At 69.2% G+C, this 19534-nt stretch carries 14 protein-coding genes and 5 pseudogenes; 16 read left to right on the forward strand and 3 right to left on the reverse strand.

All coding sequences use genetic code 11. From position 1 onward, the window contains the following. From ACZ7LK_RS31925 to ACZ7LK_RS31965, 9 genes and pseudogenes are all read left to right on the forward strand, one after another. Nucleotides 1–203 (forward strand): annotated as a pseudogene (locus tag ACZ7LK_RS31925) (DedA family protein); the annotation flags it as partial. Nucleotides 204–314: 111 nt separating this feature from the next. Further along, nucleotides 315–868: pseudogene (locus ACZ7LK_RS31930) on the forward strand (IS5 family transposase); the annotation flags it as partial. A gap of 359 nt (nucleotides 869–1227) precedes the next feature. Continuing rightward, entirely contained in the window at nucleotides 1228–1698 is a 471-nt protein-coding gene (locus tag ACZ7LK_RS31935; RefSeq protein ID WP_392277229.1) for a hypothetical protein, read from the forward strand. A 40-nt stretch (nucleotides 1699–1738) separates the two neighbouring features. Then, nucleotides 1739–2096, forward strand: a pseudogene (locus ACZ7LK_RS31940) (transposase); the annotation flags it as partial. Nucleotides 2097–2416: 320 nt separating this feature from the next. Then, nucleotides 2417–2944: a hypothetical protein gene (locus tag ACZ7LK_RS31945; protein ID WP_471144613.1), complete on the forward strand. Its 528-nt coding sequence runs from the start codon at nucleotides 2417–2419 to the stop codon at nucleotides 2942–2944. Nucleotides 2945–3425: 481 nt separating this feature from the next. Further along, a pseudogene (locus ACZ7LK_RS31950) lies at nucleotides 3426–4008 on the forward strand (methyltransferase domain-containing protein). Between the two features lie 158 nt (nucleotides 4009–4166). Then, nucleotides 4167–5003: an AraC family transcriptional regulator gene (locus tag ACZ7LK_RS31955; protein ID WP_471144614.1), complete on the forward strand. Its 837-nt coding sequence runs from the start codon at nucleotides 4167–4169 to the stop codon at nucleotides 5001–5003. A gap of 82 nt (nucleotides 5004–5085) precedes the next feature. After that, entirely contained in the window at nucleotides 5086–5556 is a 471-nt protein-coding gene (locus tag ACZ7LK_RS31960) for a cupin domain-containing protein (RefSeq protein ID WP_392277226.1), read from the forward strand. Next, on the forward strand, nucleotides 5553–6272 hold the full coding sequence (locus ACZ7LK_RS31965; protein WP_471144615.1) for an SGNH/GDSL hydrolase family protein: 720 nt from the start codon (nucleotides 5553–5555) through the stop codon (nucleotides 6270–6272). Before ACZ7LK_RS31960 ends, ACZ7LK_RS31965 begins: the two co-directional genes overlap by 4 nt. A 1194-nt stretch (nucleotides 6273–7466) precedes the next feature. Here the strand turns inward: ACZ7LK_RS31965 and ACZ7LK_RS31970 are convergent. Continuing rightward, the gene (locus ACZ7LK_RS31970) at nucleotides 7467–8117 is read right to left on the reverse strand and encodes a TetR/AcrR family transcriptional regulator (RefSeq protein WP_471144616.1); all 651 of its coding nucleotides are present in this window, start codon (nucleotides 8115–8117) and stop codon (nucleotides 7467–7469) included. A gap of 882 nt (nucleotides 8118–8999) precedes the next feature. On the opposite strand from ACZ7LK_RS31970, the gene ACZ7LK_RS31975 reads away from it, so the two are divergent. The 6 genes and pseudogenes from ACZ7LK_RS31975 (at nucleotide 9000) to ACZ7LK_RS32000 (ending at nucleotide 14539) form a co-directional block, all read left to right on the forward strand. Next, on the forward strand, nucleotides 9000–10043 hold the full coding sequence (locus ACZ7LK_RS31975; RefSeq protein WP_471144617.1) for a threonine/serine dehydratase: 1044 nt from the start codon (nucleotides 9000–9002) through the stop codon (nucleotides 10041–10043). Between the two features lie 145 nt (nucleotides 10044–10188). Next, a protein-coding gene (locus ACZ7LK_RS31980) for an IS5 family transposase (RefSeq protein ID WP_471144626.1) occupies nucleotides 10189–11036 on the forward strand; the annotation gives its coding sequence in 2 pieces (ribosomal slippage) (nucleotides 10189–10552 and nucleotides 10552–11036; 849 coding nt in all). Nucleotides 11037–11062: 26 nt separating this feature from the next. Beyond that, a pseudogene (locus tag ACZ7LK_RS31985) lies at nucleotides 11063–11817 on the forward strand (IS5 family transposase); the annotation flags it as partial. Nucleotides 11818–11834: 17 nt separating this feature from the next. After that, nucleotides 11835–12566: an ankyrin repeat domain-containing protein gene (locus ACZ7LK_RS31990; RefSeq protein WP_471144618.1), complete on the forward strand. Its 732-nt coding sequence runs from the start codon at nucleotides 11835–11837 to the stop codon at nucleotides 12564–12566. Between the two features lie 510 nt (nucleotides 12567–13076). Continuing rightward, the gene (locus ACZ7LK_RS31995) at nucleotides 13077–13487 is read left to right on the forward strand and encodes a hypothetical protein (RefSeq protein WP_471144619.1); all 411 of its coding nucleotides are present in this window, start codon (nucleotides 13077–13079) and stop codon (nucleotides 13485–13487) included. Between the two features lie 125 nt (nucleotides 13488–13612). Next, nucleotides 13613–14539, forward strand: coding sequence for an ATP-binding protein (locus ACZ7LK_RS32000; protein ID WP_471144627.1), 927 nt, complete (start codon nucleotides 13613–13615; stop codon nucleotides 14537–14539). Here ACZ7LK_RS32000 and ACZ7LK_RS32005 read toward each other — a convergent pair. Beyond that, nucleotides 14473–15804, reverse strand: a complete 1332-nt coding sequence (locus ACZ7LK_RS32005; protein ID WP_392277805.1) for a phospholipase D-like domain-containing protein — start codon at nucleotides 15802–15804, stop codon at nucleotides 14473–14475. The genes ACZ7LK_RS32000 and ACZ7LK_RS32005 overlap by 67 nt on opposite strands. A gap of 600 nt (nucleotides 15805–16404) precedes the next feature. On the opposite strand from ACZ7LK_RS32005, the gene ACZ7LK_RS32010 reads away from it, so the two are divergent. After that, on the forward strand, nucleotides 16405–17505 hold the full coding sequence (locus ACZ7LK_RS32010) for an abortive infection protein (protein WP_469463705.1): 1101 nt from the start codon (nucleotides 16405–16407) through the stop codon (nucleotides 17503–17505). A gap of 251 nt (nucleotides 17506–17756) precedes the next feature. On the opposite strand, the gene ACZ7LK_RS32015 is transcribed toward ACZ7LK_RS32010, so the two are convergent. Continuing rightward, the gene (locus ACZ7LK_RS32015) at nucleotides 17757–18947 is read right to left on the reverse strand and encodes a carboxylate-amine ligase (protein WP_471144620.1); all 1191 of its coding nucleotides are present in this window, start codon (nucleotides 18945–18947) and stop codon (nucleotides 17757–17759) included. Nucleotides 18948–19534: the final 587 nt, after the last annotated feature.

Genomic DNA, 19534 nt, shown 5'->3' on the forward strand with positions numbered 1-19534 from the left:
CGGGTGTGACGCTGCTCGGCGCGTCGCTCGGCAACATCGAGTTCGTCCACAAGAACATCGAGGCGATCCTCGTCCTCATCGTGCTGGTCTCGGTCATCCCGATCGTGATCCAGTACCTCCGGGCCCGCTCCCGGAAGAAGAAGGAGCCGGCCGCAGAGGACGGCACCCCTCCGACCCAGCGCGGCCGCCACGCCAAGCGCTGACCGCAACGGAGACCCCACCGGGCTCGGGAGACGATGTCCGGCTGTCGTCCGGCCCGCGGCGCGTTCCGCTTTGCGGGTGCCTGTCCCGTTGGCGGCCGCAGGCCTGGGCCATTGGGGCCGTTGTTGCCGGTCGCGGTGTTGGGCCGGCCGTCGGTGTCGGCGGCGGTTGATCGACGGGATCCGCTGGCGGATGCGGGCCGGAGCCCCGTGGCGTGATCTGCCGACTGAATACGGTCCGTGGCAGACGGTCCTATGGGCTTTTCCGCCGCTGGCAGCGCGATGGTGTCTGATCGGCGATGTTGACCGGGCTGCGGGCCCGGGCGGACGCGGCCGGGCTGATCACCCGGGAGGTCGACGTCGACTCGACGGTCTGCCGGGCTCATCAGCACGCGGCCGGTGCGCGGCGGGACGGCCAAGCCCAGAAGGAACCGCCGGGCGGCAGCCAGGCCGAACCCGACGACCATGGGCTGGGCCGGCCCCGCGGTGGCTGGACCACAGAGATTCGCCTGGTGTTCGAACAAGGGCAAAGGCCGTTATCGCCGCTGATCAAAGCCGGTCAGCGGGGAGACAAGCCCCGCAGTTCACGGCCGTGCTGGAAGCCATCAGGGTTTCCCCGCCTCGGACTGGGCCGGCCCCGCGTTCGCCCGCCGCGGGTGCGGGGCGACTAGGGCCTGTTGGGAAAGGGCTGGTCATAGCCTCGTTGATGGCTGCGACCGGCGCGGTCGCTGCGTAGCGGACGGCGAGTTTGTCGTACCGAGCGGCGACGGCCCGGTGGCGCTTGAGCCGGTTGATTCCGCACTCGACTGCGTGCCGCTGCTTGTGGTCGTCCTTGTCGAACGAACGTCGGAGGTCTCCGGCACGCGATCCGCGCTTGAGGCGGTTACGGAACCCGTGCTGATCGGGCTGGACATCGACGGCAGGAGCCAGCTGGTGATCCCGAAGGCCGTGCAGCGACGTCCAGGACGAGACCGTGACTGTGCCGGATACCGGGGCGGGCGACTGAACGAGCGGATACGGTTCCCCTATGACGAAAACCGCCCGGACCATGAAACGTACGGGAGCCCTCGTCGCGGCAGCCGCCGTGGCCGCGCTCGCCTTCCCCGCCCCGGCCCACGCCGCTGCCGTCGCCTGCGGCGGCGGGGTCTCGACGCAGAACATCGGTGCCCGGGGCTGTATTTCCGCCGAACGCTGGAAGGACGGGAAGATCTTCTGGCGCGACATCACCGCCCACGCCCTGATCACCAACTCCCGCTCCCACGCCTCATGGGTCGAGTACGAGGCGTACCTCCACGTGCAGGGGGACGGCGACGACTGGATGAAAATGGGCAGCGGCCGGACCATCGTGCAGCGGCGTTCCACGGTCGGCCCGATCGCCATCGCCACCTCCACCCGCATCTGTGGCCCGGTCAAAATCACGATCCGCGTCCACGTGAGGCCGGCGGGGGGCGCCTGGTCGAACTGGTCCAGCGCGGTGACCTCGCAGTGCCAGACCTGACGCTGCCAGACCTCGCACACCGCAGCGCCCCTGCCTCCGCGACCAGGAGGACGGGCTCCGGGTTCCCCGGCTGGGGTCTGGCAGGCCGCGCAAGCGCCCGGACCGGGTGCGGGCCGACAAGGCGTACGACTCCCGCGGTAATCGCTCCTACCTCTGCGTAGACGCGGGATCCAGGCCACCAACCCGGTTCCGGCGGACCGGGACCGTAACTGCCCAAGCGCGGATCGCGTGACGGGAGACCGCCGACGTTCGACAAGGACGACTACAAGCAGCGGTACGCAATCGAGTGCGGGATCAACCGGCTCAAACGCCACCGGGCTGTCGCCACTCGGTACGACAATCTCGCCGTCCGCTACGCAGCGACCGCGCTGGTCGCAGCCATCAACGAGTGGCTATGACCAGTACTTTCACAAACAGACCCTAGTGCTCGTGGCGGCCCTGCCGGACGAGCAGGGCGCTACGGATAGCCGGCCGGGCAACGGCAAGGTCGTTGGGCCGTCCCGAAAGCGGCGCGGACCGGCGAGGCGGTCTGGGCCGGCTGCCAGGCTACGGAGCGATAGGACGCATGGAAGGAGAAACGGCCCGCCCTCCGAGCGTCTCCTTTCGCTTCTCGGTGTTGAGGGGCCACCGCGACCGCATCGGCCTCCGTCGAAAGGGGGCCGGGCGGCACGGAGCCTCCGTCACGCCCGGGGCTGGTCAGAAGCCCAGGAGGATCGTGATGGGCCGCCGGGGGTCGTCGGCGCTGGTGTGGATCTGCTCCTACCGCCACTCCTACGCCCAACGGCACGCCGACGCCGGAGCCTTGCCCGACGTGCTGCGCGAGCTCATGGGGCACCGGTCGTTGCAGACCACCCAGGGCTACCACCGGGTCACGGAGAAACGCACCCGGGCCACGGTCGACACACTTGTCTCGCACCAGTTCGACCGGCACGGCAACAAGATCTGGACCCAGGCCCGCCAGCTTCTGGAGCACGAGCATGCCCGCCTGCGGATCGGCCAGGTGTCCGTCCCCTACGGCATCTGCGTCGAACCGAGAAACGGCAAGGCCGGCGGCCACGGCTGCCCGTTCCGGTTCCGCTGCGTCGGCTGCGACCACTTCCGCACTGACCCGTCGTACTTGCCGGAGCTGCGGACCTACCTGGACACCCTGCTGGAAGACCGCGAACGTCTCGCCGCCGCCTCGGACCTCGACGCCTGGGCAAAGCGACTCCGTCCGACGAGGAGATCAAGCGCTTCCGCACGCTGATCCGCCGCATCGAGACCGACCGCGACGGGCTCACCGAGGACGAACGCGAGCAGATCAAGGACGCCACCCGGGCACTGCGCAAGTCCCGCACCGTCTCCCTGGGCATGCCCGGCATCCGTCCGCCCCGAGCCGGACCTGCGGCCGGAGCGTGACGCGTCAGCGCATCACCGGACCACCTGACCCGAGCGCGGGCCGCTGACTCCGACCGTCGAAGAACCCGAGTGTTCAAAGTCCTCGACCAACTGGCCTACGCTGGAGAGAAGATCAGCTTTCATCGGTAGCCCGTGCCGCCGGCGTTCACCGCAGCCTGATTCACCGCCACGGTGATCCACCCGCAGCCGCCATCGCCCGCGCGGGCCAGCCCCCGCCCAGCACGACTGCCGGAACGCAGGTCAGCCGCACGTCGCTGCTGGCCGATGTCGCGAACCTTACGGCCCGCAATGGGAGACTGGCCGCACACATCACCCGGCTCGAACGGCGCATGTCCGAGGCTCTGGGCCAGACGGCCTGGGAAGCATCCGGCCTCGGCGCCCCGGCCGACATCGAGACGCTCGCACGCCGCGCCACCGAGCTGGAACAGCAGATTTGCGACCTCCGCGGCGAACTTGCGGAACGGGGCGAAGACCTCGAAGCCGCCCGCGCGCGGGAGCTCACAGCCCCGTCCACCCCGGTGACCTTCACCGTCGGGGACGCACTGGACGAGACACCCCTGGCCCGTCATCACATGTGTTGCCACCATCCATCACCTGCCGTTCAGCGACGCCCCAACCCGCTTTCGACAGCACCTGGCGCCCGGCGGAACCCTGGTCGTCGTCGGTCTCCACCGCCCACAGTCTCGGAGCGACTACCTGATCGACGCCGTCGCCATTCCGTCGAATGTCGCCATGGCATGGAGCAAGAACAAGGGCCGCAAGTCACCGCGACCGACCTCGATGACTGCCCCGACCCGGCCGGCGACCATGAATTTCGCAGACATCGTGCGCGAGGCTCGCCATGAACTACTCGGCGTACGGCTGCGCCGGCGACTGCTCTGGCGCTCCACGCTGGTCTGGCACCAGCGCTGAACAGCCAACGCGCCACGGTCCGGCATCGGAACGGGCCAGTATCCACGACACCTGTCGCGCGCACGGCACCGAACGAGTCATGCCGCTGAGCCGGGAAAACGTGGATCAGTCCTTGGACGGTGATCTTGCTGGGCTGGGCGGCTCGTACACTGACGAAAATGGAGGACCACGCGGCCACCGGGATCGCTGCACGTCCGGCGCCCGCCTTGCGGCAGTACGTCGACTCGTATGTCGGTTTCGACCTCCGCGGGCTCCCGGCGGGGGTGCACTGCGGCCCGCCGAGCCGAGCGCTCACTGCGGTGATCAGCCTGTCAGATCCTTTGGAGGTGGCGGCGGGCGTTGACGACGGGTCACCGGTCACCCGATTCGGCAGCGTGGCCGGCGGGCTGATGTGCCGGTCCGTCGCAATCCACCACGACGGACGCCAGCAAGGCGTGCAGGTATCGCTGACACCGCTCGGGGCCCGGGCCATCTACGGCATGCCTGCCGCCGAGCTCGCCCAACGACTGGTCCCACTCGACGAGCTTCTCGGAGCGCTTGCCGTCGAGCTGGTCGACCGGCTCCGAGCGGCGACAACATGGACCGCGCGATTCACCGCGCTGGACGAATTACTCCTCCGAGCTGTCGGCCGCCGCGTCGGCGGCGACCGCGTGCCCCGGGAGCGGCCCGAGGTGGCCGAGGCGTGGCGCCGCCTCGTCGCCGCGCGGGGTTGCGTCCAGGTTGGTGCGGTCGCCGCGGAACTCGGCTGGAGCCGTCGATACCTCACCGAGCGGTTTCGCGGTGAGGTGGGCCTGTCGCCGAAGACCTTCGCCCGAGTCTTGCGCTTCGAGCACGCGCATGAACTGGCGGCGGCGCAGGACCCGCTCCCGTGGGCCGATGTGGCAACCGTCTCCGGCTACGCCGACCAGGCCCATCTCGTTCGGGACTGGCGCGAGTTCACCGGCCGATCGCCGACGGCCTGGCGTCGCAGCGAAGTCCTCCTCGGAGCCGGGTAGCCGCCAGCCGTCTGCCCGTCGCGTCGGCTTCTCTTCCCTTTTCTTCAAGACCGCCCGATCGCTCTCGTGGACGATCGTCGGCATGAGACTCGTCAATCACGAACGCAATGCCATGGACCTGCGGACCACCCCCGTACACCTCGGACTGGGATCGAGAGCGAAACCCGTCGAGGGCTTCGCCTGGGACCCGGAGGTGCTCCAGGCCTACAGCGCCGCGGTCGCGGCAGACGGCGCCGAGGGCCGGATGGTGATGATCTTCGACGGCGACGGGCCCGGCGACCATTGGGAGAGCCACCCTGCAGGCGACGAACTGGTCGTTTGCCTCAGCGGGTCCGTGACGGTCACCCGCGACGTGGACGGCGTGCCCGACCGCGTTCTGCTCGGGCCGGGCGAGGCCACCATCAACCCGGCCGGGGTATGGCACGTGGTCGACATGGAGGGGCCGACGTCCATCCTGGCCATCACCGCGAGCCTCGGCACCGACCACCGTCCTCGGACCGACACCCGTCCGACGGAACGCGTCGGCACGCCCGGCCCGGACGAAGCGCCGTGACAATACGCATCGCGTGCCTCGGCGACAGCCTCACCCGCGCGCAGTTCAGCGTCGACTACCTGGATCTTCTCGGACGACGCCACCCTCCCGCTGACGTGCACCTTGCCCGCTTCGGCGCCAACGGCGACTTCGCCTACAACCTCTTGCAGCGCCTCGATAGTGTCGTCACGAACCCACCCGATGTGATCACCGTGTTGATCGGGACCAACGACGCCCGAGCAAGCCTCGCCGACTACCCCGTCGAGCAGGCCATGAAGCGCAAGCAGCTCCCCGATCGCCCGTCGGCCGGCTGGTTCCAACAGTGCCTGGGAGCCGTCGTCGCACGGCTGCGAGCGGAGACCGACGCGACGATCGGTCTGCTGTCGCTACCGGTACTCGGCCAACAACTCGACGGACCAGCGGCACAGGCATCGCAGGCCTACAGCCGGATGATCGCCGAGGTCGCCGCCACCAACGAGGTGGCCTACCTTCCACTCCACGAACGCCAGATCGAGGAACTGCGCCAAGCGGACCCGCCGCCGATTCCATACCGGGAGGCGACGCCCACAGCGGTCGTCGGCGTTCTCCTCCAGCGCGCAGTGCTGCGCCGCAGCCTCGACACGATCTCACGGCGTCGAGGTCTCGTGCTCACGACCGACCACATCCACCAGAACAGCCGCGGCGCCACCCTTATCGCTGAGGTCATAGACGCCGGTCTGCTGACCCAGAGCGTGTAGCTGGTTCCGGCGCCCGGCCAGTCGGATGCCATCTTCCGCGCGGCGGGTGGCTTGAGCAGGTCGAGGAAGTTCGGGTTGTGATGACCGTTGATGGGGGTCGTTGAATCACCGTCGCGGGCCTGGTCGTTGCGGCCGAGGGTGTCGACGATCCGGTCCGCGACGACAAGGCGTCGCGCCGCGGCGTACCCCTGGGCGGCGGCCAGGTCGCCGTGAGTGTCGCCGTTTTCGTCGGTCAGCGCCGCTGCATCTGCGCGAACCACGGTGGCACATCGTGGGCTCGTCGGGGTCCGGACAGTGTTCGGGAGCGGTGATCGCGGCTCGGTACGTGGGTGTGCGGTAGCCGGGCGGAATCCGCAGCATGTTGTGCCGCACCGTCTCGCTCGCCGTCCGCGCGACGGCCGCGTACCGGGCCATCGCCTCACCACCGGCCACGTGGACCCACTTGTCCCACCCGTCCGCGGCGGCGAACGTTCTCGGGGGCGTCTTCTCCCCTGGCGCGTCGTTCCTGCGTCGCGAGGTGCCTGGTGCCATGCTCCGCTGGTGGAAGGTGCCGTGTCAGGTGCTCGATGTCCCTGGCGCTCGCTCCGTAGTACTGGAGGGGTGACTCTGCGGCGTGCGGAGGAAGAGGGTTCTCAGCGCGTTCCAGCGGCTGATCGCGGATCGCGGACACGCTGCCGCGGAGGTAGCGGGCCGCGTCCCTCAGCGTCCGCTCGTGCGCTGTGCGCAGGGCGCGCACACAGATGTCCACGACGATCTCGATCGGCGCAGGGTTCGCCGGGCCAGCGCCGCGTGGATGAGGCTGGCCGGAGCTTCCGGCTGGCCTTGCTGTGAGGGGCAGCTCCCTGATCGGCTCCATGCGGCACCTGCAAGGGCAGTGACTGCCTCGTCCGCGTAGGGAGCGATGGTGCGCTGGGCATTCGGCCGCTCGCCCTTCATTGCTGGGGCTCTGCGGGTGGCGCCTGGAAGGACGGGGTGCTGCACGTACTGCTCCTGAAAGGCTGGAGGGTCACCGGTCGAGAAGAGTCGGTGGCGACCAGGTAGGAGCGGTTCAGGTGGAGTGGTCCGATAGGGGTCCGGTCGGGGGAGAGCACGACGGATAGCCGCTGCGACCACTGACCCTTGGCCTGGCCGAGGGCGACGTCGGCACGAGGGCCGGGAGTCGCCTTGCTGTCCGGTGTGGTCATCACGGCCCATTCACTTCCCGGCCTGAGTCGGATTCGCGGCGTGGACGAGCTGGCGGAGAGCGCCGTGGTAGACCTCGTGGTCCACGACGGCGGGCACGATCGCGGTCAAGTGTCCGGTCAGTACCGGGAACTCATCTGGATCGAGCGCGGCCAGCGCCTGGCGGGTGGTGGCCTGTGCGGCCTTGGGGCCGCGGTGGTCCACGAAACTCGCGCTGCCCAGGGTGAGCAGGTACAGCCGTCGGTAGGTGATGATCGCGTGCTGGGGTGTCATGCCGGCGGCGAGGGAGTCGGCGAGCTGCGGTTCGACGAGCCGTTTGAGGAGCTGGGGGCTGAGCCAGGGGCGGGCGCCGCGCAGGGTGATCAGCCCCGGGTGGGCGGTCAGCAGCTCGTACAGCGCGGTGAACCGCTTCTCGGTGGCGGTGGGCCAGTCGGTGCCGGGCGGGATTTCGGGCAGCTGGGCGGCGAGGTGATCGGTGACGAGGTCGAGCAGTCCGGCCAGGTCGGTGCAGCGGCGCTGGAGTGACGCCAGCGAGATGCCCAGCTCGGAGGCCAGGGTCCGGAAACTCAATGCGTCGGGCCCGTGCCGATCCACGATCAGCAGTGCCTGCTCGGCGATGCGTTCCGGGGTCGCGAGGTCCAGGGAGGTGGATTGCCTAGGCATGCGAGTCAGCGTACGGTACGGCGTATCGTCTTGGTAGGTTCCCTCTCCGCATGGAGGCGACATGCCCCGCGCCACGGCGCTCGATCCGCTGTTCACGGCGTTATCCCACATCCTTCACCGACCGGCATCTGGCCAACCTCGCAGCCGGTACCCTCGCCGCCGTACGCGTCCCCGGCTTCCTCGACATGGCGGCCTGCCGCAGCGCGCTTACGGCGGTGGACCGGCTGCCGATCGCCGACTACGACCCGGCCCGGGTGCCGACCCGAATCGTCCGGTTCGGCCCGGCCCTCGACGACTACCGCGAGGACGGGCGTCTGGACGCCGCCCGGTACTGGCGCGACGCCGAGACCGCCCGCGCTTCTCGGCAGCGAGCCGGGATGCGCCCGGCCCCCATCGCCGTCTGCCTGGCACGGCTCGGCTCCCCTGGGGTGCAGCCATCACCCCGGCCGCCATCGGCGGCCGCGCCGTCTTCGGCGGAACGCTCCGCGAGATCAACGCCGGCGCACTCGTCCACTACGACGACATCAACCGAGAGTTCCACCCGCCTGTTCGACCAGAAAATCGTGGCGCAGCTCGCCTTCAACGTCTGGGTGACCGTCCCGGCCACTGGCGGGGCGACCACGGTGTGGCGCCACCGCTGGGAGTCGGCTGACGAGCAGCACCGGCAGGAGTACGGCTACCGGCCCGAGACGGTCGAACACTGCCAGAGGCATAAGCCTCACCCCGCAGCTCGGCGACGCGCTGCTGTTCAACCCGGCCAACACCTTCACGCCGTCGAGCCCAACCCGGCCGGGCGTCGGATCGCCTTCGCCTTCTTCCTGGGCCTGACACCAGCGGCCAGCTCATCGCCTGGTCGTAACCCCTCCCCGCAGGAGCAACCCCGTGCATCAGCTCACCTACGGCGACATCAAGGCCGCCGCCGACCGGATCTCGGGGCGCGTCCGCCCCGTCACCCTCGCCCCCCTGGACCCCGGCGCCATCCGCACCGGCCACCTCGACCCCTTGGGCGACCGCCCCGAACAGCCTTGCGAGGTTTGGCTGGCTCTTGAGTTCATGCAGCACACCGGCTCCTTCAAGGCCCGCGGCGCTCAGAATTTCATCCAGGCCCACCGCGACGCGGACACCCTGCCGGATGCCGGGATCACCATCGCGTCGGGCGGCAACGCCGGCCTGGCGTGCGCGTGGGCCGCCCAGCAGCAGGGCGTCCGCGCCACCGTGTTCCTGCCCACCACCGCCCCGCAGGTGAAGGCGGCAAAGCTGCGCGACTACGGCGCGGACGTCCGCCTTGTCGGTACGGAGTACGCCGAGGCGCTCGCCGCCTGCGAGGAGTTCGCCGCCAGCACTGGCGCACTCACCTCCCACGCATACGACCACCCGCTGATCGCCGCCGGCGCCGGCACCCTGCTGGAGGAAATACACCACCAGCTTCCCGACCTGGACACCGTAGTGGTCGCGGTCGGAGGCGGCGGACTGATCGCCGGCATCGCGACCGCGGCCCAGCACCACGCCATCCGTACCGTGGCGGTCGAGCCGACGAACTGCCGCGCGCTCAACGCCGCCATCGAAGTCGGCCGCCCGGTCGACGTCCCGGTCGACTCCATCGCCGCCGACTCCCTCGGCGCGCGCCGCACCTCCGCCATGGCCCTGCACGCTGCCCAGCAAGACCGCGTCCACTCCGTGCTGGTCCCCGACACCGAGATCGTTCACGCCCGCCAGGCCCTGTGGGACCACAGGCGCGTCGCGGTGGAGCACGGCGCGGCAACCGCCCTCGCGGCCCTGCTCGCCCCCGACCAGCTCGTACCCGACCGCGACCTGACGAGCCGGCCCAGGAACCTGAGCCGTAGCTACCGACCCACCAGCGGCGAGAAAGTATGCGTAGTCCTCTGCGGCGCGAACACCAACGCCGGGACCCTCATGCAGCCCTGACTAGGGTCGCATGCCGGAGGTAGTGCGGGAGCCTCCCGGCAGCTTGCCGCGCTGTCAGAATCGGTCTCGGTCCCATGCCGGCGGGGGCGGGTCCTAGGGGGCGTCTTCAAAGGTGATCAGGTGATGAGGGATCATGCTTGTCGTGGTGCGTCGTCATGAGCTTTCGGATGCTGAGTGGGCTGTGCTGTCGCGGTTGTTGCCGAGTTCGGGGACTGCTGGTCGGCCCCGTTCGGACGATCGGGTGGTACTGAACGGGATCGTGTGGAAGCTGCGGACCGGATCGGCTTGGCGTGATGTGCCGGAACGCTATGGCTCCTGGCAGACCTTGTACACGCGTTTCCGCAGGTGGGCGCTGGACGGCACGTTCTCGCGCATGCTGCGAGCGATCCAGGCGGAGAAGGACGCGGCCGGGGATATCGACTGGCTGGTGTCGGTCGACTCCACCATCGTGCGGGCTCACCAGCATGCCGCCGGCGGCAAAAGGGGGCAGTCGACCGGGACGAAGCGGGTGATCACGCCCTCGGCCGATCCCGTGGCGGACTGAGCACGAAAGTCCACCTGGCCTGCGACGGGCTCGGTCGCCCTCTGGGCTTCGTCTTATCGGGCGGAAATGCCAACGACTGCACCCGCTTCGAGCAGGTTATGGGCTCGATCACCGTGCCCAGAGTCGGGCCCGGGCGTCCTCGGACCCGACCCGACCACGTGGTTGCCGACAAGGGCTACAGCTCCCGGAGGATCCGCGCATACCTGCGACGACGCGGCATCCCCCACACGATCCCCGAACGCGTCGACCAGATCCTGGGCCGACTGAACCGCGGTACCCGCGGCGGACGACCGCCCGGCTTCGATCGATGCCTCTACCGCCACCGCAACGTCGTCGAACGCTGCTTCAACCGACTCAAGCAGTGGCGCGGACTGGCCACTCGCTACGACAAGACCCGCGAGTCCTGCCAAGCCGCCGTCACCATCGCCTCAATCCTGCTCTGGATCTGACCTTTGAAGACGATCTCTAGGCCGTGTGGCGGGACGTGTCCGTTGAGTACGGACCGTGGGGCCGGGTCTACGATCTGTTCCGCCGATGGCAGCGGGACGGCACCTGGCACCGCATCCTGACCCGGCTCTAGTCTCTGGCCGACGCGAAGGGTGCGATCACGTGGAACCCTGAGCGTCGACTCCACGGTCACCCGCGCGCCCACCAGTATGCGGCCGGGCCACGGGCTCGGAAGGTCGCGCGGCGGGTTCACCATCAGGCTGCACCTGGCCGTCGAGCAACGCCAGCCCATGTCGGTCGTGATCACGGCCGGGCAGCGCGGCGACTCGCCGCAGTTCGAACCCGTATCGGAGAAAGTCCGTGTGCCCCGCATCGGGCCGGGCGCCACGCGTCCGTCCCCATCGGGTCTGCGCTGACATGGCGTATGCCTCCCGCAGAGTCCGCGCCTACCTGCGCCGCCGAGAAATCCGATGCACCATCCCCGACAAGGCCGACCAAGCATGCAACCGCCAGGAGCTCGGCTCCCAAGGCGGCCGACCACCACAGTTCGACCCAGTCGACTTCCGCGAGTGTTACGCGGTCGAGTGCGGGATCAACCGCCTCAAGAGGCACCGCGCCGTCGCCACGCGATACGACGAGCTCGCGGTCCGCTACGAGGCGACCGTCCTCGTCGCGGCCATCAGCGAGTGGCTGTGCATCGGGCAGCGGTGTTCGGTTCCCCGGAGGCTGTTGCGGAACTGGCCCGCCGGGTTGCGGATGTGGACGCGTTGGAGAACGGGGTGACGGCACTGTGGGCAGCCGTGATATGCAGGAAGCCGGGCAACGCACAAGCGCTCGCCGCCGCCGGGGCCGATCCCTGGCGGCTGTCGTTCGGCGGCTGGTCACCGGGGCGGCTGAGCCTGGCCGGACCGACACCGGAGCTGTTCTCAGTGCCGGAAGGGGTAGCCCTGACCGACACCGAGCGGGCGGCAGCGCAGGAGGCCCATCGGCTCACCGCCGCATTGGGTGAGTTCTATTACGACGGTACGGGGCTGGCCTGCGTGGCCGGTATCGACGCGGCCGAAGCGGTGCGCCGTCTCAAGGCGACGCCGGTGGACGGCGAGCTCATCGACGAGCTGCTGGAGGATCCCTACGCCTCCGACATGGACGAGAGCGAGCACATCGTCGGCGTGACGTCCGTGCCGGGCGGCTGCATTGTCACCCAGCCCTGGGGGTACGCGCCGCAGATGCCGGGAGTGCTGGTCCGGTTGTCCGCCGGCACCGTCTGCTACGGCCTCTACGCCAACCCCAAGAGCGGCAATCAGGGCAGCATCGCCCGTCATGGAACGATCGAGGGCTCAGACCTGCACCCGGGCGGAGGACCTGACGAGGACGACAGCTCCGAACAGGTGCTTGCCTCGTACCTCTACCAGCACAACGCCGTCGCCTACGCCTGCGCCTTCGCAGGGCTGCGCCCGACCGACAGGCGCGCCGTGGCCGGACCGCCCGATGTATGGGCCGAACTGCCCCGCCGCGACTACTGGAGTCACTGACTCAGAGCACATCACCTCCGGCTGTGCACCCCGGAGAATCTCGACCGCCTCGCCTCGGCGCGTCGCAGCCCTCTCACATAGGCGCAGCTCATCGGACGAGGCATCCCGCATCGACTGCGTGCCGCCGGAGGCCCACATGGAGAGCCCCCGCGCTGCCCGACATGCGGAAGTGGTGCTGGATGTCCTGGGGTGTCCGAGGAGATCATCGGCAAGACATGCGGGTCGCATCCAGGAAGCTGGTGGTCGTACGAGCACCGACGAGAACGCGAGGACCGGGGCACATGACCGAGAGCCGCAGCAGGCCGCCGTCTCCTTCGTGACCACCGAGCACTTCACCTTGCAGGGAGCGCGAGCCGCGACGATCAGCGAATCGACCAGCCGGGCGACGATCTTCATCGGTTCAGTGTCCGCCGGGATGGTCGCCCTCGGCCTGATCGACACGGCGACCGGCATCGGCACCGCGTTCTACGCCTTGGGCCTGATCTTCTGTCCACGCTGTCCTTCGTCGGAGTGGTCACCTTCGACCGGGTTCTCCAGTCGGGAATCGAAGACCTCCGCTACGCCCAACGGATCGCTCGGCTGCGTGCCTACTACTTCGACGTAGCCCCCGCACTGACCGACTACCTGGCCAGCGTCCCGCCCTCGCCACGCTTTGCCCTCCAGGGCTTGCACGGCGGGTACTGGCAGGTCTTCCGGACGATCGCCGGAATGATCGGCGTGGTCACCGCGGTCCTGGCCGGCTCGGTTGCGGGCCTGCTCGCCGTGCTCGCATCCGACCACTCGGCAGTCGCCGGATTCGTCACGGGCGGAGTGGTAGGTATTGCCGTGCTGGTGGCGCTGATGCGGTTTCAATACCGTGCCTGGGTACTGGCCGCCCGGAGTGGGCCTTCGATGACGAAGGACGAGCACGTGGCGGGCTGATCGAGCCGACACGATGACGGGCCCGACCACCATGGTCCTGCACCACCTCGCACCCCGTAGGCTCAACCGCGGTGTGGGCGGCATCCCGGTGCGCCCGCGGACACGATGCGGGAGGGCTTCCCGTGATGCCGATCTGCCTGTCGCCCCAAGTTCCCGGCTGGTCACCGCGAACAGAAGGCGGTCTCCAGGCCGCCATCGAAGGCGGACCGCTGGAGGAGACCCACTACCTGGGCCTCAAGAAGGCCCTGGCTGCCACCAAAGGCGACAGCAGAGAACTCGCCCGCGACATAGCCTCCTTCGCCGTCGACGGCGGGACGCTGATCATCGGAATCGCCGAGGACAAGGACAACTGCACCTTCTTCCGTGCTCCGCAGCCCTTGAAGGGACTGGGTGAGAAAGTCGAACAGGTCGCCCGCGCGGTGCCCGACCCGCCGCTCACCGTCGTCACCACCGACATCCCCTCGGCAGCCAACGAGGAACATAGGTATCTCGTCGTCCATATCCCTGCCGGCCCCGCCGCGCCCCGCATGGTCGACGGCCGCTACTACGGCCGCGGCGACAAGACCACGCACGTCCTGTCCGACCGTGATGTCGTACGCCTCCACGAGCGTCACCGCTTCGCCGACCAGGCCGCCCTGGAACTCATGGAGCAGCAGATCGAGACGGACCCCCTCGCAGGGATCGGCGAGCAGTCGCATCTGTTCCTCGTCGCCCATCCGCCGGCCGGCCGCCGCGACACGCTGCTGAAGCGCACCAGCGACCCTCAGTGGGGCCAGCGCCTCTCGGTGACGTCCCCGACCCGGCGTTCGACGCAAGCGACCGCTCGAATCTGCGGCACTTCGCCTTCAGCGGGCGCGCGGCTCGCAGAACGGCCGTTTACGTCTGACGTGGGAGTAGCCGGGTGCCTGCTGGCGAGGCTGCGGCAGCGCCCACCGGCCTGGGGTCGGCGTTGCGCTGGGCTTCGCTGCCGCGCCCGCTCTCAAAGCTACGGCTGTGGCTGCGTGTTCTGCGTGTCGGCGAGGGCTCGCTGGGTGCGGAAGTTTTCCCGGTAGGCGTCGTAGACAGAGGCGGTGTGGTGCTCAGGGTCCGTGGAGTCATCCCACTTGAGGAGGGCTTCGTCGTTACCGATCAGGCCCGACTTGGTGTAGGGGTGGCTGCCGGTGAAGACGAGTTTCTGGTTGTTCTTGCCCTTGTAGGTGCCCTCGATGAGCAGGTACTTGGTGTGGGTGGCGGTGTGTGTGCCGCCCGCCGCGTCGTCCAGCTTGTGCAGGCCGATACCGCCGTACCGGGTCGGCTTGTTGAGGATTTGCGCGACTTCGGTCCCCGACGCGTCGAGGTCGCGGTACACGATGTCCACGTAGCAGCCCGCGTCGTCCAGGTCCCACAGTTTCTGCGCGACTTCCGGGCGGGTGATCCCGTGCATCGCGACGCGGATCACCGTGCGGCCATCGGTGGTGCCGTGGCCGGTGTCGTTTCCGTAGCAGGCTGGCTTCCCGTCAACCGGGTCGTCCACCATACCGAGGATGTTGACGATGACGTCCGTGGTCGCCCGTGGGAAAAAGTAGGCCTTGGCGCGGCCCGCCTGGGTGTCCATCAGCACGTCGGAAACCTGCTTGGACGGGTCCGCCTGTGCTTCGGCCTGACGCTTGAAGTAGGCGGCGTAGGCGGCGTACAGCGGCTGATTACCGGCCACCGTCAGAGCGTCGTTCCAGGCCTTCTTCCGGTCCCAGGTGGTCATGTTCGCGGATGACTGCACGACCACGTTGTCCACCGGCACGGTGGCGGTGGCGCTTCCCTTGGTCTTGGAGAACAAGTAGAACTTGTTGTGGTTGACGCTGGGCCAGCCGTCTGCCGGGTTCGGATCTTTCGCCAGGCACGCCTGCTTGTCGGCGCACAGCCGTACCCAGGAGTCGCCCGAACCGGCTGGCTTCTTGGCGAGCCCGGCGGCGAGCAGGTCGTACATCGGACCGCCCTCCCAGTGCCGGAGCGTCTCGCTGTCCAGGATCACCCGAACGTTGACCCCGCGCAGGTGCGCCGCATTCAGCCGCTCCACCACCCACTTGGAGCCGAACACGTACGTGGAGATCATGATGTCGGACCCGGGAACCGCGCCGTCGATGAGCCGGGCGAGGTGTGTGGGTATCGCGTCGGTCCGTGCCGGGTCGGTGCTGGTGGGGTCGTTGAACAGGGCACCGGTCGTTACGGCAGGGGCGGACGTGCCGCCGTCGGCGAGCGCGGGTGCCGGGGCTGTGGTGCCGAGGAGGGCGAGAGCAGCTGCTGTCGTGGTCGCCGTCCGGGCGAGATTGATCTTCGTCACGAACGGTGACCCTATCCGGCCACGGCTTGTGGGCTACCCCTGGCCCCGAGAAGCCGCCCCGGTGGGGGGCTGCGGATGCCCGGGGCTTCCGAGGCCCACTCCGGTTCACCGCACCGGCGACCGGTTGTCGGCGTTCGCGTGAACTTTCATATCTACGCCGACACGGGATTGACTTCGTCACCGCCGGCGTCCCGGGGGCCTGCCCGCCGTGCCGAGCGCCGGCTGCTCTGGCTGGACACCCGCTACTGCCTGCCCGGACGGCTTCGGGGCCGTGGAGGGGTGCCAGGGCGTGCACCGGGCCAACCAGCGGGCGGGCATCGCGAGCCTCCTGAGACACGCTCCACAAGAGCCCAGGGAGAGGGCCGCCCATACCATGCCTGTGCACATGACGCCGATTTCCTGCTCTCGGGGTGTCGCGGCGCGCGCCGCCGTCCCGGCCGAGAACCACTCCTCATGTGCCGGCGGACCGTGAGTCTCCGAGTTCTGCGTCGCGTTCGCCTGCTCCCTGCGCCGCAGGTCGAGCGCGGTGGCGACTTTGGTCGAGACTGCGAAGCCTTTCGGCCGACGTGCGGTCGGCCCCATTCTGTACAAGCTGTCGGCATGAATGCAGCACCGATCGCCCGCAGGACCCTGCTTACCGGCACTGCGGCCCTGTCCGCCGTTTGCGCCGCCGGCACCGCGCACGCCCGTGCAGGGGCCACCGGCGCGCCGCCGCCGCGGACCGCTGGATCGCTTACCTACAAGGGCGTCAACTTCGATACAGACCGTGATGTCTGGCGCATGGAGTATGTGCGCCGGGAGATCGCGGCCATCAGGGAGCAGTTGCACTGCAACGCGGTCCTGTTGCTCGGCCACGACCTTGACCGGCTGACGGAGGCTGCGTCGATCGCGGCCGCGCACGGCCTTTTCGTCTGGTTCGAGCCGCGGCAGTTCGACAGGGACGCGGAGCAGACCCTCGCCTTCCTCGGCACGGTGGCGTGTGCTGCCGAGCGGCTGCGCACCCGCCATCCCGGCGTAGGAATCGCAGTCGGCACCGAGCTGACCATCTTCATGTCCGGACTGGTGCCGGGCAAGGACTACAACGAGCGCGGTCAGGCGCTGGGGCACCCCGAGTCGGCCGGCTATCAGGAGCGGCTGAACACCTTTTTGGACCGGGCGCTCAAGACCGTACGCCCGCTGTTCAAGGGGCGGGTCACATACAGCTCAGGGGAGTGGGAGGAGGTCGACTGGCGTGGCTTCGACGTCGTGGGGGTCAATCTGTACCGGAACGCGGACAACAAGGCCATCTACACCAAGGTGCTGCGCGCCCTGCAACGGCACGGCAAGCCAGTCGTCATCACCGAGTTCGGCTGCTGCACCTTCACGGGGGCCAAGGAGCAGGGTGGGTCGGGCTTCAACGTGGTGGACTGGGAGCGGGAACCTCCGGTGGTCAAGGACGGCTACGTGCGCAATGAACGAGAGCAGGCCGGCGAGATCGGGGAGCTGCTGGCCCTCTATACAGCCGAGCGGGTGGAAGGCGCGTTCGTCTACAACTTCATCGCCCCCGACTCGCCCCATTCCCCGCAGCGCCGCCACGACCTGGACATCGCCAGCTTCGCGCTGGTCAAGACCTTCCCGACCGGGACGCGGCGCGGCTACGCGGAAACCGGGCAGTGGGAGCCCAAACACTCCTTTCACACAGTGGCCGGCCGGTTCCGGTGACACCTGCCGCCACCGGTATCACGGTGCTTCCGATCGCCAGGAGCGGGGACCAGTGCGTGCTGGTCGCCCATCAATCGCAAGGAATCCCGCGCCCATACGGATCCTCCAAGGGCGCCAGCTCGCTGTGCAGATCAACGCTCAGGGCCTGCTCCCCGGCCAATTGCTCTTCAAGGGGTTCGCTTCAGGTGTCCGCAGCCGGCACAGAGAATCCCGGCCGGGTCAGGCCTGTCTGCGGGTGCCAGTGTGCGATCTCAATCCGATTCGGTGGTCGAGGAGATGAGGTGGTCGACGATGTCGGTGAGACGGCCTCGGCGTTGATAGGCGGCGCGTTGCCGGTCGGCACCGCTGCCGGTGGCGCGCAGACGTGACCAGAGGGTGTTCACCAGTTCCGTGTCGCTGTGCTCCTCCAAAGCGGGTTGCAGCCATGCCAGGAGCTGGTCGACCTGGTCGACGGCGGGGGACAGGCGGCCGGTGGACAGGTCGATGCCCTGCCCGGCCAGGCCGTCGCGGGCCGCGCGCCAGCAGGCGGTGCGCAGCACCTCCGGCGCGGGCCGGAAAACCGGGTCGCCGGTGGTGGTGGCGTGCAGGGCGGTGGCGGTCATCGCCCGGACGAGCCCGGCGAGAAGCACGGTCTCGCCCGGGGTGGTGGTCGCGTCGGCGGCGCGGAATTCGAGTGTGGGTACGTGGTGGGAGGGGCGGATGTCCCAGTACAGGCCGCCACGGTCCATGATGCTGCCGGTGGTGAGGAAGCCTGCGACGAGGTCCTCGAAGTGGGAAGTGGACTCGAAGTAGGGGGGAGGCCCGGCCACCGGCCACCGTCCCCAGGTCGTCGTGCGCCAGCTGGCGTGCCCAGTGTCCCGACCCGCCCAGAAAGGCGAGTTACCGGCGAGAGCGATCAGGGCCGGGATCCAGGGGCGCAGGCGGTTGCTGATCTGCAGCGCCGTGGCGAGGTCGGGAACACCGACGTGGATGTGACAGGCGCAGGCACACTGTTCGTCGTCCAGGGCACCGAATGCCGCGGCGCTCGCCGTGTAGCGGGCGCCGGCGGTCAGCGGCGGCGGGGAGACCTGGCCGAAGACCGGGCTGCCGCTGGAGATGACCCGCAGACCCTGGCGGTCGGCAGCCCGCACGATCGCCTCGCGCGTGGAACGGACCTGCTCCGCGAAATCGGCAAGGCTGGAGTGCGGATCGGTGCGCACCTCGACCTGGTAGCGCGTCAGCTCAGGGCCCACGCGATCACAGAGCTCACCCGCCGCCTCGGCCACCACCGCGCCCGCCTGCGCGCTCACCGCGCGCGACACAGGGTCGACCAGGAGGAACTCCTCCTCCGCTCCCACCGTCAACGCGGCCTGCCCGCCCGCGACCGTCCGCCCTCGGCCATGACCGGGGAGCAGTCCTCGTGTGCCGGCAGACATACGCCCTGTAGTCGTCATGGTCACCATGCTGTCACGGATGGTGACCCCGAGGCAGGGCGCAAAGGCGACATCCCTCAACGAAGGGGAGCGGGACGTGCGCGAGTGGACAGGTGCTGGATGCCGGGAACGGACCACGGTCCTGGCTTTACGGAACGAGGGCAGGCATGGCTCAGGGCACCGCCCGAGCCCACTGCAGCCGTCCTGCCGCGGGCCGGGGTTCCGATCGTTGCCGCCGTTCCGCCGCCGCGCGCCGTCCGTCCCGGCTGCGCGGCCGGCTGCCGTCGGCCAGTCCGGGCTGTGCTGGCGCTGCGTCGGTGCTGGTCGGCGGCTCCACGGCCTCCGCCGGCCTGGTGCATGCTGACGTCATCGGAGGGCTGGGCAATGCCACGTTCGGCAACTACTGCGCCAATCACCTGTCACGAGACCCTGCCAGCGCGACGGTGATCGGCACCGGCCTCCTGACAGGCAACGCTGGACAGAGTCCACTGAGCATGCCCCGCAATCACTGCGGCAGCCAAGGCGCCTCCGGCTTCCGAGGCAGCCAGTGACGGGCGGCGGCGAAACGGCGGCGCTGAGGCAAACCGACCGCAGCCGCAGGGTTCGACAGCGGGCGA

The sequence above is a fragment of the Streptomyces sp. NPDC039423 genome, assembly GCF_055598725.1.